A 16,287-nucleotide genomic window follows, 5' to 3' on the forward strand; every position below is an offset into this window, starting at 1 on the left:
CTAAGCGCTTGCTCACGCCCTCGCGACGCTATGCCCCGCACGACGCACACGTCAAGGTAAGTGCATGAGCCATCTATCTTGCGCCCCGCGCGGCTCACTCCCTGCGCGCGGCGGTGAAGTGGGCGACGGCCGTGAACACGGTCAGGACGAGGACGGAGACCAGGAGCATGCCGCTCGCGGGGGCCGGCAGTCGCGCCGCGTCGGACTCCGTGCCCACCAGCGCACAGGTGAGCTGCGCCTCCACCCCCAGCAGCAGATCGGCGTGGCTGCCCAGCCACAGGGGGAACAGCAGGCCGATACCCCCGGGCCGCCACAGATCACGGTCCCGCCGTACCGCCGGGCGCGGGCGCGGGGCGCCGGACGTGGGCGGCGAGCCCGGGCGGTACGGCGGTGGGCCGATCATGTCCAAAATCCCCCTGTACCCGGCCCTTGCCCCGCTGTTACATGATCAGTGATCAGAGTGGACGTCGAGGGGACCTCCGTGCGGGAGCGACAGTTGCGTCGGTGGTGCAAGCGCGAACTGCGGAGCATGGGCTTCCGTCCGCCGCTGGACGTCCGAGGACTGTGCGCCCTCCTCGGGAACCACCGCGGCCGCGCCGTCCGCCTGCTGCCGTACCGGTTCCCCATCAACGGCCCCTCGGGCCTGTGGATGGCCACCGCCACCACCGACTACATCTTCTTCCAGCGCGAGACCACCCGCGCCCACCAGGACCACATCATCACGCACGAGGTGGGGCACATCCTGGCCGGGCACCACGGCAGCCGGCCGATCGCCGACGCCCTCGAAGGCATGGTGCCGCATCTGTCGCCCGCCGCCGTCCGCCGCGTGCTCCAGCGCACCGGCTACGACGAGGCGCAGGAGCGCGAGGCCGAGCTGGTCGCCACCATCATCATGGAACCGGCCGGGCTGCTCGGCCTGGGCGCTCCCCCCGCGCACCGCGTCGCCCCGGCCCTCGGCGGCGGATCCGGACGGTTCTGATGTTCCAAGTCCCCCTCATCGTCCTTCTCTCCCTCGGCGTGCTGTGGAAGGCGGTGGACCTGGCGCGCTCACCGTACGACCGGGCGCTGCGCTCCCTCGTGCTCTGCCTGCTCCTGCTGCTGACCGGCGAGATCCTCAGCTTCCCCGAGGTGACCTCGGCCATCGACGGGGCCACCACCGCCGGTACGGGCAAGGTCGCGTACAACGGCATCTACCTGTCCGGCCTCTATGTCCTCGTCTCGTTCTTCGTCTCCTGCGCGGGCCTCCCGGACGCCACCACCCGCAGGTACCGGCGGATCGACACCGCGCTGCTCGTCGGCGTCCTGACCGCGCTGACCGCCGCCATGATCGCCACGCCGGCGGAGATGCGCGGGCACTCGCTGAGCACCCCGCACATGGCGGAGCCGGCCATCGCCTTCTTCTACGTCGTCGGCAACGCCTACTTCGTCTACGCGTACGCGGCCTGCGCCCTGTACGCGCTGCGCTTCGCCGGCACGGTGTCGCGGCCCCTCGCGCTCGGGCTGCGGACGATGGCCGTCGGGCTCCTCGGGCTGACCGCCACGGCCCTGGGGCGCCTGGTGCTGGTGGTGCTCCGTATCGACACACCCGGCGCCCACCAGTCGTTCAACACGGTCAACTGGTCGGCGGCCAACTGGTCCATGGGCGTCGTCCTGGTCGGCACCTGCTACTCGGCCGCCGTGCACCTGGGCGCCCGGTGGCGGTCGGCCGTCCACCACCGCCGGATGTACCGGGAGCTGACCCCGCTCTGGACGGCCCTGGCCGCCGCCTACCCGGAGATCGTGCTGGTCCGCAACCCGTCCGGGCGGCCCTGGGGCCGTCTGCGCAGCTCCCCCCAGCAGCGCTTCTACCGCCGGCTCATCGAGTGCCGGGACGGACTGCTGCGGCTGAGCCCGCACCTGCGGCGCCTCGCCCCCGACGAGGACCTCGCCGGCGGCCCGCCCGACCATGTCGCACGGCTCATCGCCACGGCCCTGCGCCTACGGCAGTCCACCGGCGCTCCCGCCACGGGCACCGAACTCCCCGCCACCCCGGTGGCGTCGCCCTCGCCCGCGGAGACCGGTCTGGACGCCGACGCCCGCGAGCTCGTCGCCATATCCCGCGCCTTCCCTACGATCTCCTCCGCCCAACCCCCCTCCATCCGCGAGAGGAAAGCGTGAACCAGCTGCTGATCACCGCGGACCGCGTCATCACCGGCCCGGCGGACCATGTCATCCCCCACGGCGCCGTGCTCCTCGACGCCGACCGCGTCGCCGCGGTCGGCCCGGCCGCCGCACTGGACGCCTCGGTCCCCACCGAAGTGCCGCGGCTGCGCTGCCCCGGCGCGACGGTGCTGCCGGGCCTGATCGACTGCCATGTCCACCTGTCCTTCGACGCCGGGCCGGACCCGGTCCGTGCCGTGACCGAGGCGGCGGCCCCCGACCTGGCCACCGCCATGGCCGAACGCGCCACCCGGCTGCTGGCCGCCGGAATCACCACCGTCCGCGACCTCGGCGACCGCGACGCCCTCACCATCCCCCTCCGCGACTCCATCAATTCCGGCACGGCGTCCGGCCCCCGCATCCTCGCCGCGACCGCCCCGCTCACCTCGCACGGCGGCCACTGCCACTTCCTCGGCGGCGAGGTCGTCTCGGACGACGGCATCCGCGACCGCATCGCCCGCAACGCGGCCGCCGGAGCCGACCTCATCAAGGTGATGGCCTCGGGCGGCGCGCTCACCCCGGGCGGCCCGAAGATGTGGGAGCCGCAGTTCACCCTCCACCAACTGCGCCTGATCGTCCGTGAGTCCGCCCGCCACGGCCTGCCCGTGGCCGCCCATGTGCACGGCACCGAGACCATCACCCAGTGCGTGGACGCCGGCGTCCGCACCCTGGAGCACTGCTCCTGGCGCACCGCCGAGGGCGTCGTCCACGACCCGGAGACCACCCGACGCATCGTCGCCGAGGACGTCGCCGTCTGCCGCTGCGTCTCCGGCGACTGGCAGCTCTTCCTGAAGCAGATGGGCCCCGAACGCGCCCAGGCCATGATCGACGTCATCGGCGAGATGCGGCAGGCCGGCGTGCGGTTCATCGCCGGCACCGACGCCGGCGTACCGGGCGCCCACTTCGGCGACTACGTCGGCATGCTGGAGTTCTTCGCCTCCCTCGGCTTCGGCCACCCCGAGATCCTCGACATGGCCACCACCACCTCCGCCCACGCCCTCGCCCTCACCGACACCGGCTCCCTCGCCCCCGGCATGCGAGCCGACCTCCTCGTCGTCGACGGCAACCCCCTCACCGACCTGAACGCCCTCCGCCACCCCCGCCACATCTACACCGCGGGTCGCCATCTCCCCGTCTGACCTCCGTCACCCGGGGTACGGGAGCCCTGCCTGGCGTCAGCCCGTATCGGCTACGCTAGGCACCGGATCACATCGATCTCCCCGCCTTCGTAGCTCAGGGGATAGAGCACCGCTCTCCTAAAGCGGGTGTCGCAGGTTCGAATCCTGCCGGGGGCACAGCGGACGGGCACCTGCGGACCTCGCGGGTGCCCGTCGGGATTCATGGCCGCCTGCCTGCCCGGGGCCCAGGCGGCGGGCGGGGTCAGCGTTCGAGCGGGCGACCGCCGCCACCGAGCCGGGCCGGGGTGGACCGAGCCGCCTCCGGCCAGGTGGCCAACGCCGCCCGGGCCGCGTGGTATCCGCACATGCCGTGGACCGAGGGGCCCGGTGGGGTCGCCGAGGAGCACAGCCAGGTGCCGGGCAGCGGCGTCCGGTAGGGGTTCCAGCGCGGCACGGGGCGGGCGAGCGTCTGCCACAGGGTCATCGCGCCGGACGCGATGTCGCCGCCCACGTAGTTCGGGTTGTACACGCCCAGCCGGGCCGCCGACACACCGCGCTCGGCGATCACGGTGTCGGTGAAGCCCGGGGCGTGGTTCTCCAGGGCGGCACGGATCATCGGCAGGGGGTCGCGGGTGTCGCCGTGGGGCACGTGCGCGTAGGCCCACACCGGCCTCCTGCCCCGGACGGCGCGTGCCGGGTCCGCGGCGGCCGGGTCGACCACGATGATGTACGGGTGCGGGGCCCGCAGGCCCCGGGCCGTGGCGGTCTCGGCCCGGGCCAGCTCCGCTGCCGTGCCATGGGCCCCGCCCAGATGGACGGTGGCGGCCTGGCCGAGGCGGGGGTCGGCCCAGGGGATCGCGCCCTCGATGAGGAAGTCGGCCTTGGCGGCGCCCGGACCGTACCGGTAGCGGGACAGCATGCGCAGATACCGCGCGGGCAGCACGGCGATCCGGGCCAGCTCGCGGGGCGAGACGTCCAGCAGGGTGAGGCGGCGCGCGGGCAGGTCCCGCAGGCTGTCCACCCGGACGCCGGTGTGGATCAGGCCGCCGAGCCGCTCGATCTGCGCGGCCATGACGGCGGCGACGGCCCGGGACCCGCCCCGCGGGACGGGCCAGCCGGTGGTGTGGGCCAGGTGCCCGAGCAGCAGCGCGACCGCGGCGGACGCCAATGAGGGGAGCCGCCCGATGCCATGGGCGGCCACCCCGGTGAGGAGGGCCCGGGCCGCCTCGGTGCGCAGGCCGCCGCCGGCGCGCAGAGCCTGCGCCGGCAGCCGGGTGGCCAGTACGGCCAGGGCCCGCGGGTTCGGCGGTGTGCGCTGTGAGGAGAGCATCAGCTCCACCACGTCAGCGGAACGCTCCATCAGCGGGAGCATCAGCCGCCGCCAGCCCGGCCCGTCCCGGCCGAGTTCGGCGCAGGTGGTGTCCAGATCACGCCAGGCCAGGGCGGCCGGGCCGCCCTTGAGCGGGTGCGCGTAGGCGGCCGGGGAGTGCAGCAGGGCGACGCCGTTCCCCTCCAGGTCGAGCGACCTCATGAAGGGGGACACCGGCGCCATGGGGTGCACGGCCGCGCAGATGTCGTGCAGCACCTCGGAGTCGAAGAGCGGTTCCGTGCGCAAGCCTCCGCCGATGTGCTCATGTGCCTCGAACACCTCGACCCGGAGCCCGGCACGGGCCAGGGTGAGCGCGGCGGCGAGCCCGTTCGGCCCGGAACCGACGACGACGGCATCCGTCATGGACGTCCTCTCAGGGGAAGGCCGGCCATCCGATGGCCCCGGCGCGGAGCGGGCCGGCGGCGGCCACGGCGGCAGGCCGGTGAGCGGTGCGGTACGAACCGCGCCAGCACGGCGGTCACCAGCGCGGCGCCCGTGCCGACGGCGAGGCGCGGCGGCCCGTCGCCGCCGGCCGTACTCGCCGAAGTGTCGTGCCGACCGGGCGAACCAGGCGATACGCGGGGCGCCTCCGTGGCCCGCGCTTGGTGATCAGGTCCGGCCGTGCGGTGCGGGAGCCGTGAGGAAGACCTTCCTGGCGAGCTTCTCGGTGCCGGCCAGGCCGCCCAGGCGGTGCAGGACGACCCAGCGGCCGTCGTCGTGCGCGGCGGCCACCACGGACGAGCCGCGCGTGGCGCCGTCGTGCCAGGTGAGCGAGGAGCCTCGACGCCAGCCGGGCGCGGGCGGCCCCAGCCGGCGTTCGACGAGCAGTCCGGTCACGGCCCGGGACAGCGTCCGGCAGGTGGACCAGAGCCCACCGGCCGGGAGGATCGGTCCCGTCATGGTCCACAGGGGCCGGGGCCTGCCGAACAGACCGCGGGGGATCAGGCGCCGCTCCCCCGGCGGCGACGAGGTCACCGCACCCGCCTCCAACCCCAGTGGCAGCAGGACGAGTTCGTCCACCAGCTGCTGGTAGGAGCGTCCGGTGGCGGTGGTGAGGGCGTGACCGAGCACGGCGTACCCCAGGTTGGAGTACTCCTCCTGCCCCAGCCGCCCGGTGGCCACGCGGTCCAGCTCGCGCAACGAGGCGCGCAGAGCCTGCTCGGTGAAGGCGGCGTACGGGTCGCCGGGCGGCCCAGCGGGGTGGACCGGCAGGCGCGGCAGGCCCGAGGTGTGCCCGGCGAGGTGCCGGAGCGTGATGCCCGTCCCGGCGGGCACCTCGTCCAGGCACTCCTCCAGCGGGGTGTCGAGCTCGACGGCCTTGTCCTTGGCCAGCCGGGCCAGGACGGTGCCGGTGAACACCTTGCTGAGGGAACCGATTTCCACGAACCGGTCCGGGTCGTGGCCGTGGGCGACCCGGTCGTCTATACCGGCACCGCCCAGCAGGCAGATCGGGGTGGGCACGTTGTCCGTCGCTCCTGTCAGTCAGGCGGGTCGGATCGGGTGGGTGGGCGGGTGGGATGAGACGGGTGGGTCAGACGGGTTTGGCGGCCGTCCTCGTTCCGCTCTCCCCGCTCGGTCGTTCCGCCTCCGGAAGGGCCGCCGGTACCGCCGTGTCCGCCGCCCCGGCCGCCCAGGTCCTGGGCAGTCTGCCCCGGGCCCACAGCAGTGCGCGATCGAGGGCTCCGGACAGAAAGACAAGATCGCACGCGATCATCGTCAGGGCGAACCCGGTCAGCCCCATGAAGAACGCGATCGACAGGTGGAAGCAGATGGAAGCAACGGCCGCCCAGGGACGCAGCGCCGGGACGAGCACGCCCAGGGGGAAGTAGACCAGGAAGGCGACCGTCCCGTAGGTGCCGAGCACGACCAGGAGGTCGTTCTCGTAGACCAGGTTCGACCAGCCGGGCAACTCGAACTCGGCGACGCGCATGATGTAGAAGAGGGCGGTGCCGTCCTGCCACTCCTCGCCCATGACCTTGTAGAGGCCGGAGACCACGTAGACCAGGCAGATCTGCACCGCCACCATGAGGACGCCCAGGTTGTGGAACGGCACGGACAGCGCCCGCAGTCGGCCGGGCAGCCGCTGGACGAGACGGTTCGCGAGGCCGGTCGGCAGGGCGAACCGGTCGTAGCAGCGTGTCAGGAGCAGGAACGGGATGACGACGTACGCGAGGTTGTCGCCGCCGTCCAGGAGGCCGGGCTGACGCTGGTAGACCGACCACAGCAGGACCCAGTGGAGCGCCAGTCCGGGCCGGCCGCCGACGCCGAGCGTCACGGCCAGCGCGACGGCGATGCCCAGGTGGTAGAGGAGCTGGAAGTACCACGGCGACGCCGACAGGGCGTACAGGCTGAAGCCGGTCAGCTGTGCCGTGAACTCCTCGTGCGGCAGCACCCCGTCCGGGCCGAACAGGTAGTTCCGCTCCTGGTACTGACCCACGTAGTACATGAGGCCGACGAAACCGAGCAGCAGGCGCGTCCCCGACACACCGGTGACGGCCGCGTAATCCGTGGACCAGGAATCCAGCCGGGCGGTGGCGTTCTTCAGCAGGTCTCTCATCGCAGATCCCGGGCTTTCTGCCAGGCGAAGTCCTTCACCAGGACCTTTCCTTCGGCGGAGGGGTCATGACGCTTCGACCACGGCGGCAACTGGTCCACGTACATACGGACCTGGACTTTCGCCGCTTTCCCGTTGCAGACGGTGGGCATCTGGTCGTAGGCGTACCGGGAAAGCCCCTTCACCGCTTCCGCCTCGGTGGCCCTCTCATAGGGCAGCGGAGGAAGCATGGGCTTCTTGTCGTTGGTCTGCCGCTGGCGAATCCTTCTGACGATCTCCTCGCTGTTGGTGATGTTCTGGAGGTGTGCGGAGACGATGCGGACCTCTCGTGACGGGAAGAAGCGGGAGTCCTGCGCCTTCTCCACCGCACGGGTCGACACGTCGTAGTACTGGGTCACCGATCCGTCCGCGCAGGTGGCCCTCGCCAGGATTCCCCGGTTGTCGGAAACGGGTGTCGGCGCGAAGAGCTGCCAGTTCTGCGAGAAATACGGGTCGAGATACTCCGCAACCGGGTCGCCGTAGACGAGTTTCGCCGGGCTGAGCGGCGCCTGCGACAGGGCGGCCATGGCCATATGAGCGCCCAGGAGGGCGCCGCCGACAACGAGCGCCGCCCTCCTGGTCGTGCGATACGTGTTCGTCACGTGATGCTTAGCGGTCGAAGACCGCGTCGGCCGTGACTCCCTGCGGCAGGTCCGCCGGAGGGGCGAAAACGCTGCCGTGCCCCAGCATGTTGTCGGCGTTGCTCTTCGCCACCACGGCCATGCCCTTGCCGACGGCCGTGGCCTTGTTGGCCGCCTTGGTGGCGGCCTTGCCCACGGACTTGGCGGCCTTGCCCACGAGCGAGCCGAGGGCCTGCGGTGCCTTGTCCTGCGAAGGCTGGGCGGCGGCGGTCACGGCCGGGGCCGGCTGGGCCGGGGCGGCCTGGGCGCTGCCCTGGGTGGTGACGAACAGGGCGACACCGGCGGTGGCGACACCGGCGGCGGTGGCGATCTTCTTCATGTTCATTCGGTCTACTCCCCCAAAATGGTGATCGAGGTTCGGACGAAGCCATGCGCCCGGCCAGGTGCTCCGGGTGGTTACCCCTGCATGGCGGACAACGCCGTCGATCCTGCCCCTGCGGGACGGGCTCTGCCATTGCCTCCTGGGGCATGACCTTTCCGGCATCGCCGCCCGGGGCATGGCCTTTCCGGCATTGCCGCATGCGGCAATGCCTCAGGAGGCTATTGCCTCGTCGGTGAGCGCCTCGTAATGATGGAACGCCACCAGACTGGCCTCGAACCTGGATCCCACACCCAACTTGCGCACAATACTGGTGACATGAGCACGAACGGTCCGTTCGGCTATTCCGAGCCGACGGGCCAGCACCCGGTTCATCTCGCCTCTGGCCAGGCAGCGCAACACCTCGCGCTCCCGGCCGGTCAGACGTGCCAGCGTCGCCATGTCGACGGAAACGTCGAACGGCCGGTTCCCTGCACCCGTGGTCATGCGAAAATTCCCCCTTGACTATCTCGCCCCGTCGGTGCGGAAAAAAGGCACGACAAGGCAGGCCGGTCACACTTTCGGCAAGCGGTGGTCAGCCGCCGCGCAAGCGTTTCACCCGGCCCGAATACTTACTCGCAGTTTAGTGTCGCGGGGCGAACGGAAACCAGCATGAGTGACCTGAAACACAGTCAGCAACCGTTGCCTCACCGAGAGAAACCGGCTTCACCTCGTCGACCGGCCTCGGCACCCCCGCCGGGCAGACGACGGGGGGGCCGGCGGGGAGCGGTCGCTCTCCGCCGGCCCCTCGGTCGCGCGTCAGGGGGCGTCGACCAGGACGCGGCCGTCGGTGGGGGCGAGGGTGGCGGCGGCGCCCGCGTAGAGGGAGTCGACGCGGGCCTTCTCGGTGGCGTTGGGGGTGGCGTTCTTGCAGGTGGTGCCGGCGGACGAGCCGGACATCAGCTGGGTGCAGGGGCCGGGCTTGGTGTCCGGCAGGCCGAGGTTGTGGCCGATCTCGTGGGCGGCGATACGGGTCTTGTCGTGGCCCTGGGAGACCGCCTGGCTGCCGAGTTCGACGCGGGCGGAGCCGCCGGGGCGGACCGGGCCCAGGGTGGCCTGGGGCCAGCCGCTGGTGGCGACTATCTGGATCTCGGCGCGGGTGCCCGGGGCGGCCTCGACCAGCTTCACGTTCTTGACGGTGGCGTTCCAGTTCGCGACGCCGGCCGCGATGGCCGACTCCCAGCCGACGGCGCGGCTGTCGTCGTAGCGGAGGGTGGTCACCGCGGCGGCGGCCTTGGCGGCGGCCGGCTCGGGCGCGGGTGCGGCGGTGGCGGCGGTCGCGGCGGCCAGGGTGATCACGGCGGCGGCGGTGGCCGACCTGAGCCAGATGGAGTGCGGCATGGCTGTCCCTTCGGGGGTGGGGGGAAAGGGCCCCGGTGAGGTGCGGGGATGCGGAGGGGTGCGGTCCGGGTGGGGGCCGGACGCGGTCCTCCGGAGTGAGTCTGGGAGCGCGGGGGTGTGGTGACAAGGTGTCAGTGGGTGATAGGGCGCGGTTATCAGGGGTTGCGAGGGTGTGGTTTCGGCCAACGTACGACGTTGGAAAAATTGGCATGGACCTGATGTTGGGACGGCGCTACGCTCCACGGCGAGCGAGATTGAGAGCGCTCTCAGACCTGTTCCGCCCCCACTGTCGCAGGAACGAGCGAAGGGTCTCCCCATGAACAGCAGCAGTACGAGGACGTGCAGAACGACCGTGCCGGGACGACGGGTTCGGGCCGGGCTCGTGGTCGTCGCACTGGTCGGGGCGTATGCCACCGGCGCGACCGGGGCGGCCACCGCCGCGCCCGCCCCGGAGCGCGGCACCGCCATAGCTCGGGTCGCCGAGCCCTTGTCGGAGGGGCTGGTCGCGGCCATGCGGCGGGACCTCGGGCTGACCGAGGCGCAGGCGGTGGCGCGACTGGCCGCCGAGGCCGAGGCGACCGCCGTGGAGGGCCGGGCGAAGCGCGCGGCGGGAGCCGCGTACGGCGGGTCCTGGTTCGACGCGGGCAGCGGGCGGCTGACGGTGGCGATAGCCGAGGGAGAGGGCGGGAAGGCCGCGGCGTCGGTACGGGGGGCGGGGGCGGAGGTGAGGTTGGTCCGCCACAGCGAGCGGCGGCTGAACGGGGTCAAGGCCGCGCTGGATCGGCTGGACGCGCCCTCGGGGGTGGGCAGTTGGCATGTGGACCCCGAGGCGAACAAGGTCGTGGTCAGCGTGGTCGCGGGTGAGCGGGCTGACAACGATGTCCGGGCGTTCCTGGGGAAGGCGGCCGCGGCCGGACCGGTGGAGGTACGGGAGGTCGCCGAGGCGCCGCGGACCTTCGCCGCGGGCACGGTCGGCGGCGACCCGTACTACACCGGCAACGTCCGCTGCTCCATCGGCTTCTCGGTGCACGGCGGCTTCGTCACGGCCGGCCACTGCGGGCGGGCCGGGCAGCAGGTGCGCGGCTGGGACAACAGCTACATCGGCGACTTCCAGGGCTCCTCGTTCCCCGGCGACGACTACGCCTGGGTGAACGTGGGCAGCGGCTGGTGGACCGTACCGGTGGTGCTGGGCTGGGGCACCGTCCCTGACCAGCTGGTCCGCGGCTCCAACGAGGCGCCGGTCGGAGCGTCCGTCTGCCGCTCCGGCTCCACCACCCGATGGCACTGCGGCCGGGTCCTCGCCAAGAACGAGACGGTCAACTACAGCCAGGGCGCGGTGCACCAGATGACCAAGACCAGCGTCTGCGCCCAGGGCGGGGACTCCGGCGGCTCGTTCATCAGCGGTGACCAGGCCCAGGGCGTCACCTCCGGCGGCTGGGGCAACTGCTCCAGCGGCGGCGAGACCTGGTACCAGCCGGTCAACGAGATCCTGAACCGCTACGGGCTGAGGCTGCACACCGCCTGAGGCGCGGTACCGGCTAGCGGAACTCCTCCGGGCAGGGCGTACCGCGGGGGAAGATCTTGTACGGGGCGCCGAGCCGGTAGGTACCGGCCGCCGGGGCGATGAGTTCGGTCCACTCGTCGCCCTCGGCGTCCTCCTCGGCCTTCAGCAGGCAGCCGTGCGGGTTGGTGAAATCCCGGTCCTCGTCGTCCGCGCGCTCCTTGGACTCCTCGGTCTCCTGCGGCGGTTCGACCTTCTGGCCGCTCGCGTCGAGGAGGGAGAGCCAGGGCGAGTACGGCACCCGGATCAGCATCCGCCCGGCCTTGCGGACCGTGACCGTCATCTCGCCCGCCCCGGCCCGCTGGACCGTCGCCGGGGGGTCGGCCAGCGGGGTCGGGTCCGCGACCGCGAACAGCTGCCAGTTGTCGTCCGACCACACCGGGCGCAGATACGGCTGGCCCTCGGCGACCAGCTCGGCCTCCTGCTCGGCCCCGGTGTCCGGGTCGCCCTTGGGCAGCACCACGTAGTGCACGGCCCAGCGGTGCAGCCAGTCCCGGTAGGTGACGGCGTTGAGCGTGTCGTCGTAGAAGACCGGGTTGCGCTCCATGTCGGCCTGGCGGTTCCAGCCGCGGGCCAGGTTGATGTACGGGGCGAGGGCGGAGGCCTCGCGGTGGCTGCGGGCCGGTACGACCTCCACCCGGGCCCGCTCGGCGCGCAGCCCCTGGAGCTGGTTGATCAGCGGCGCCGCCTCCCGCGCCCAGGAGGCGTCCGGGGCGGTGCGCACCACGTCGTCCACGCTCTTGAAGCCGATCCAGCCGTTGAGCGCCACGAACGCCAGCACCAGCGCGTACCACTTGCGGCTGCGCGGCACCGCGTACGGGAGCGCCGCCAGCAGCAGCACCCCGGCGAACAGCATCGGCAGCCGGGAGACGTTGGAGCCGACCTGCGAGTCCACCAGCCAGGTCAGCAGGGTGCCCGCCGCGTACACCGCGGCGCCGGTGCGCACAGTGCGCCAGTCCCGCGGCACGAGCACGAGGACGACGAGGCCGAAGGCGAAGGGCAGCAGGGTGGAGGCGAAGGACATCGGCTGCGTCCCGGAGAACGGGAACAGCCACGCGGACAGGGCCACCACGGCGACGGGCGCGAGCCCCAGCGCGTACGCCCCGGGGCGGCGCCGGTTGAGGAAGAGCGCGGCCGCCGCGACCCCCAGGAAGAGCCCGGCCACCGGGCTCGCGGCGGTGGCCAGCCCGGCCAGCGGGGCCGCCACGGCCGCCTTGGCCCAGCGCCTGTAGCGCCAGCGGTACGGCCAGCAGAAGACCGCCGCCACGGCGCCCAGCGCGAACATCATGCCCAGGCCGAAGGTGACCCGGCCGGACAGCGCGTTGCAGAGGAAGGCGAACACCCCGGCCAGCGCGCACGCCAGCGGATTGCGCACCGCCCGCACCCGGACCAGGATCAGCGCGGTCAGCGCCGCCGAGGCGGTGCCGACGATCATCATGGTGGCCCGCACCCCGAGCAGGGACATCAGATACGGGGAGACCACGCTGTACGAGACGGGGTGCATCCCGCCGTACCAGGCCAGGTTGTACGCGGAGTCGGGATGGCGCCCGACGAACTCGGCCCAGGCGTCCTGCGCCGCGAGGTCGCCGCCGCTGTTGGCGAAGACCAGGAACCAGAGGACGTGGGTGAGCGCCGCGAGCGCGGTGGCCGCGGTGACGGGGTGCCGGAGCCAGTGCCGGGCGCCACGGGGCCGGGGCGGGGCCTCGGAAGGGGCGGCGGAGGTGGGTGCGGGGGCGGTGCGGAGGTCGGCACCGGTGCGGGGGTCGGGGGCGGTAGGGGGGTCGGCACTGGTGCCGGTGCCGGTGCCGGGCTCGGCTGCGGTTCCGGGCTGGGGCTCGGATACGGTCCCGGGCTGGGGCTCGGCTGCGGTCCCGGGCTGGGGCTCGGATACGGTTCCGGGCTCGGCTGGGGGCTCGGCACCGGGCTCGGGGGTGGTACGGGGTGGGGGCGGGGTGTCGGCGGGGTGCGGCAGCCGCGTGCCGGGCACCCGGACGCGGGGGCGGGCGGCCGCGGTGTCCGCCGCCGCGCCGGGAGGGCGGCGAGTCGGCTCAGGCTCAGTGGTGGTCACTGCGGCTCGGCCCTCAGCTCTCTGCGTTCTCCGCTCTCGCGGCTGTCGTGGCGGCGGTCACGGCCGCTGTGCCGGCTTCCTGGCTGTGCTCCGCTCACGCGGGCCGGAACCGGGCCCCTGGGGTGCGGGGTGCTCCGGGCCGGGCCGTCGCGACGCCCGGCAGCCGCCTCGTACCGCGGAAGACGCCTCCGCGGCACCCCTCGGTTGAGAGGCGCCGCGCCGGTGATCGGACGCTAACACGCGGGTGCCCCGACGCTCCGGGGCACCCGCGTGGATCAGCCAAGGACGGCCGGGACCGGTGGGGTGGACGGCCGAGGCCTATCCGAACCGGCCCGGTCGTCAGCCGATACGGGTCAGCTTGGCGCCGAAGCCCGGTTCCGCCAGCTCGCCCTGGACCGCGACCGGCACCTTCACCTGGCTCGCGCCCTCGCCGACGGTGAGCGAGCCGACCGGCGTACCCGGAGCCGCGGTGTGCGGGATCGGGCGGCCGCCGTCGGACAGCTCCAGCTTCACGGTCAGCCCGGACCAGCCGACGACCGCGACGTCCTTGGTCGCGACCACCGGTGTCGTACCGCCCAGGCCGTCGTCGACCCGGCCCACCACATCGCCCTTCTTCACCACGGTCCGGCTCTGCAGCAGGTCCTGGGTGGCGATCATGGCGTCCTTGCTGGCCGCGACCGCGGTGCCCAGGATCGGCGTCTTGTACTGCGCCAGCACCGCGCCGACGATCAGCTGATCGGTCTCGCCGACCTTCTTGTGCGCGGCGAAGAGCAGGTTGCCGCCGGCCTTGGTGGTGGAGCCGGTCTTGATGCCGAGCGCGCCGTCGAACGGGACGAGCTCGTTCCAGTTGCGCCACTTCTTGCCGGAGGGGTCCGTCCACTCGGGCAGCACCGTGATCTTCATCAGCGCCGGGATCTCGACCAACTGCTCACCCAGCTTGACCTGGTCCTGCGCCGTGCTGACGGTGGAGGCGGTCAGCCCGGAGGGGTCGGTGTACGTCGTCTTGGTCATGCCCAGTTCCTTGGCGGCGGCGTTCATCTTCTTGACGAACGCCTCCTCCGAACCGGCGTCCCAGCGGGCCAGCAGCCGGGCGACGTTGTTGGCGGAGGGGATCATGATCGCCGCGATGGCGTCATGCAGCGAGATCTTGTCGCCCTCCTTGAGGGTGTTCACCGTCGACTCGCCCTGCGCGTCGTAGCCGCCCTCCTTCTCCGCCAGCGCGTCCACCTCGATCATCGGGCCCTTGGTGCCCTTCTTGATCGGGTGGTCACGCAGGACGACGTAGGCCGTCATCGCCTTGGTGACGGAGGCGATCGGCACCGGCTTCTGCTCGCCGAACGAGTCGACGGTGCCGAGGCCGGTCGCGGACATATAGCCCTGGCCCTCGCCCGGCCACGGCAGCTTCGGCTTCCCGCCGTCGAAGGTGAACGTGGGCTTGGCCGTCAGCTCCAGCGTGGGCGCGGGCAGCGGGCGTACGGCCTGCACCACGGCGAAGACCACGGCGAGCAGCAGGACCAGCGGGGTCCAGATCTTGACCCGCCGTACCGCGGTGCGGACCGGGGTCTCCGGCGGCGGCGGGGTGTTGGTGAGCTCCGCGAGCAGGTCCAGCGGCGGACGTGGCGGCAGGGGCTGCTGCCGGGTCTGCTCCGGCCCGAGCGAGGCGGGCAGCGCCGCGGTCTCCTCGGCGGGCTTCCGCTCGGCTGGCTTCGGCTCGGCGGGCTTCGGCTCGGCGGGCTTGGAGGTGGGCGGCTTGGTGGCGGTGCTGTCGGCCTCGGGCTTGCGCTCGGCGGATTTGGCCTCGGCCGACCCGGGCTTGGCGGCGGGCGCGGACTTGGCGGCGGGCGCGGCGGCCGGGCCGGTCGCGCGGTCGGCCGTCCGCCCGGCGGGGCGTACGTCGTCCGTGCGCAGCGGTACGAACGTGCTGGTCCGCTCGGCCGCCGACTCGGGCGCGGGGCGGGATGCCGCACGGTCGCCCCGGGTGGAGTCGCCGCCGCCCTGCTTGCGTGCCGCTCCGGCGCCCGCGCCGACGGTCTTCAGCATCGTGGTCGGCTGGTCGACGGGGGGCGCGGTGCGCTGGACGGCCCGGAAGACGGTGGTGGGCTGGTCCACGGACTTCCCGCCACCGGAGTCGCCCTCGTCACCGGAATCGCCATCGGCATCGGCGTCGGATGCCGTGCCACCCTTCGGGGCGCCGTCCGCAACCGGGGAGTCGTCCGAGGCCGGGGCGTCCGACGGAGACCCGTCCGAGACGGAGGCCTCCGGCTCGGTCTCCTTCGCCTCGGGCCCGGCGGGCGACTCGGCCCCGGCGGGCTCGTCACCGTCGCCGTCGCCATCCGCCGCAGTGTCGTTTCCGCGCGGTGCGGCCGGCTCAACCGCATCCTTGGCGGGCTCAGCATCGTCCGGCTTCCCGGCATCGGGCTTCACGTCGTCCGGCTTCCCGGCGTCCGACCGCTCCCCCGCCCCCGCCCCCGCCCCGGCCCCGGCCCCGGCCTCCGGCTCGTCGTCCCCGGCCGCTGGCTTCCCAGCCCCAGTCACCGGCTCGTCGTCCCCGGCCGCCGGCTTCCCGTCCCCCGCCGCCGGCTCGTCGTCGCCGCGGCCGACCCAGGCCGCCACGGCGGCGCGCAGCCGCTCATCGCCCGCCCCGCCCGCCCCGCCGGGCTTCCCGGAAGCGTCTGAGGTGCCCGACCCGGCAGGTGTCTCCCCCTCGCGGGAACCCTCGGCGCCGTCCGCGGCGTCTTCCTCGGCGGACGCGGTCTCCGCTACGGGTTCCGCGTCCGGCGAAGGTTCAGACGTCCGCTGGGAGGTGGTGTCCGGCGCCCGGAAGATCGCCGTCGGCTGATCGATCCCGGCACCCTCGCTCGTGTCGGCGCTCCGGTTCCCCGGCGCCGTCTCCCCCGGCGACTTCCGCTGCTCCGACCTGTCGGGGGACTCGCCCGCCACCGTGCCTCCTTCGTTCAAAGCGTTGTCCGAACCATGTACCAGTGTCCTGTGTGACCGCCCGGCTCCCTCGCTAGACGAGAACGACATACCTACTGGTTC

The 16,287-nt window shown here is 72.9% G+C and carries 14 protein-coding genes and 1 tRNA gene; 5 read left to right on the forward strand and 10 right to left on the reverse strand.

Annotation, left to right across the window (positions count from 1 at the left end; translation table 11 throughout):
* Positions 1-94: 94 nt before the first annotated feature.
* Entirely contained in the window at positions 95-403 is a 309-nt protein-coding gene (locus M1O15_RS17310; RefSeq protein ID WP_248634781.1) for a hypothetical protein, read from the reverse strand.
* Between the two features lie 126 nt (positions 404-529).
* Between M1O15_RS17310 and M1O15_RS17315 the strand changes: the two genes are divergently transcribed.
* The 4 genes from M1O15_RS17315 (at position 530) to M1O15_RS17330 (ending at position 3,494) form a co-directional block, all read left to right on the forward strand.
* Positions 530-979 carry a M48 family metalloprotease gene (locus tag M1O15_RS17315; RefSeq protein ID WP_248634782.1) on the forward strand — a complete coding sequence of 150 codons (450 nt, stop codon included), beginning with the start codon at positions 530-532 and terminating at the stop codon, positions 977-979.
* On the forward strand, positions 979-2,157 hold the full coding sequence (locus M1O15_RS17320) for an MAB_1171c family putative transporter (RefSeq protein ID WP_248634783.1): 1,179 nt from the start codon (positions 979-981) through the stop codon (positions 2,155-2,157). The genes M1O15_RS17315 and M1O15_RS17320 overlap by 1 nt, the downstream gene beginning before the upstream one ends.
* A complete protein-coding gene (locus M1O15_RS17325; RefSeq protein ID WP_248634784.1) occupies positions 2,154-3,338 on the forward strand; it encodes an amidohydrolase family protein in 1,185 nt (394 codons plus the stop codon). Before M1O15_RS17320 ends, M1O15_RS17325 begins: the two co-directional genes overlap by 4 nt.
* Positions 3,339-3,421: 83 nt before the next feature.
* Positions 3,422-3,494 (forward strand) — tRNA-Arg (locus M1O15_RS17330).
* 85 nt (positions 3,495-3,579) lie between these two features.
* Here M1O15_RS17330 and M1O15_RS17335 read toward each other — a convergent pair.
* The 7 genes from M1O15_RS17335 to M1O15_RS17365 form a co-directional block, all read right to left on the reverse strand.
* Positions 3,580-5,049, reverse strand: a complete 1,470-nt coding sequence (locus M1O15_RS17335; RefSeq protein WP_248634785.1) for a phytoene desaturase family protein — start codon at positions 5,047-5,049, stop codon at positions 3,580-3,582.
* Between the two features lie 246 nt (positions 5,050-5,295).
* Positions 5,296-6,147, reverse strand: coding sequence for a serine hydrolase domain-containing protein (locus tag M1O15_RS17340; protein ID WP_248634786.1), 852 nt, complete (start codon positions 6,145-6,147; stop codon positions 5,296-5,298).
* Positions 6,148-6,217: 70 nt separating this feature from the next.
* On the reverse strand, positions 6,218-7,243 hold the full coding sequence (locus M1O15_RS17345) for an HTTM domain-containing protein (RefSeq protein ID WP_248634787.1): 1,026 nt from the start codon (positions 7,241-7,243) through the stop codon (positions 6,218-6,220).
* Positions 7,240-7,881 (reverse strand): DUF5819 family protein, encoded by a 642-nt coding sequence (locus M1O15_RS17350; protein ID WP_248634788.1) that lies wholly within the window; start codon positions 7,879-7,881, stop codon positions 7,240-7,242. Before M1O15_RS17350 ends, M1O15_RS17345 begins: the two co-directional genes overlap by 4 nt.
* A 7-nt stretch (positions 7,882-7,888) precedes the next feature.
* The gene (locus M1O15_RS17355; RefSeq protein ID WP_248634789.1) at positions 7,889-8,245 is read right to left on the reverse strand and encodes a hypothetical protein; all 357 of its coding nucleotides are present in this window, start codon (positions 8,243-8,245) and stop codon (positions 7,889-7,891) included.
* Positions 8,246-8,452: 207 nt separating this feature from the next.
* Positions 8,453-8,725, reverse strand: a complete 273-nt coding sequence (locus tag M1O15_RS17360; RefSeq protein ID WP_248634790.1) for a helix-turn-helix domain-containing protein — start codon at positions 8,723-8,725, stop codon at positions 8,453-8,455.
* Positions 8,726-9,037: 312 nt separating this feature from the next.
* A complete protein-coding gene (locus M1O15_RS17365) occupies positions 9,038-9,619 on the reverse strand; it encodes a snapalysin family zinc-dependent metalloprotease (RefSeq protein WP_248634791.1) in 582 nt (193 codons plus the stop codon).
* 316 nt (positions 9,620-9,935) lie between these two features.
* Here M1O15_RS17365 and M1O15_RS17370 point away from each other — a divergent pair, with 316 nt between their 5' ends.
* On the forward strand, positions 9,936-11,144 hold the full coding sequence (locus tag M1O15_RS17370; RefSeq protein ID WP_248634792.1) for a S1 family peptidase: 1,209 nt from the start codon (positions 9,936-9,938) through the stop codon (positions 11,142-11,144).
* A gap of 13 nt (positions 11,145-11,157) precedes the next feature.
* Here the strand turns inward: M1O15_RS17370 and M1O15_RS17375 are convergent, their stop codons facing one another.
* Together M1O15_RS17375 and M1O15_RS31675 are read right to left on the reverse strand one after the other, a co-directional pair.
* The gene (locus M1O15_RS17375) at positions 11,158-13,248 is read right to left on the reverse strand and encodes a DUF8823 domain-containing protein (RefSeq protein ID WP_248634793.1); all 2,091 of its coding nucleotides are present in this window, start codon (positions 13,246-13,248) and stop codon (positions 11,158-11,160) included.
* A 339-nt stretch (positions 13,249-13,587) separates the two neighbouring features.
* A complete protein-coding gene (locus tag M1O15_RS31675; RefSeq protein ID WP_308282359.1) occupies positions 13,588-16,188 on the reverse strand; it encodes a serine hydrolase in 2,601 nt (866 codons plus the stop codon).
* Positions 16,189-16,287 lie beyond the last annotated feature (99 nt).

The organism is Streptomyces lichenis, assembly GCF_023218175.1.
Classification (GTDB): Bacteria; Actinomycetota; Actinomycetes; order Streptomycetales; family Streptomycetaceae; genus Streptomyces; species Streptomyces lichenis.

Coding starts and splice junctions, on each gene's coding strand:
- M1O15_RS17345 (WP_248634787.1), bottom strand. CDS start 7,243: ATGAGAGACCTGCTGAAGAACGCCACCGCCCGGCTGGATTCCTGGTCC.
- M1O15_RS17310 (WP_248634781.1), bottom strand. CDS start 403: ATGATCGGCCCACCGCCGTACCGCCCGGGCTCGCCGCCCACGTCCGGC.
- M1O15_RS17335 (WP_248634785.1), bottom strand. CDS start 5,049: ATGACGGATGCCGTCGTCGTCGGTTCCGGGCCGAACGGGCTCGCCGCC.
- M1O15_RS17365 (WP_248634791.1), bottom strand. CDS start 9,619: ATGCCGCACTCCATCTGGCTCAGGTCGGCCACCGCCGCCGCCGTGATC.
- M1O15_RS17355 (WP_248634789.1), bottom strand. CDS start 8,245: ATGAACATGAAGAAGATCGCCACCGCCGCCGGTGTCGCCACCGCCGGT.
- M1O15_RS17370 (WP_248634792.1), top strand. CDS start 9,936: ATGAACAGCAGCAGTACGAGGACGTGCAGAACGACCGTGCCGGGACGA.
- M1O15_RS17320 (WP_248634783.1), top strand. CDS start 979: ATGTTCCAAGTCCCCCTCATCGTCCTTCTCTCCCTCGGCGTGCTGTGG.
- M1O15_RS17315 (WP_248634782.1), top strand. CDS start 530: ATGGGCTTCCGTCCGCCGCTGGACGTCCGAGGACTGTGCGCCCTCCTC.
- M1O15_RS17360 (WP_248634790.1), bottom strand. CDS start 8,725: ATGACCACGGGTGCAGGGAACCGGCCGTTCGACGTTTCCGTCGACATG.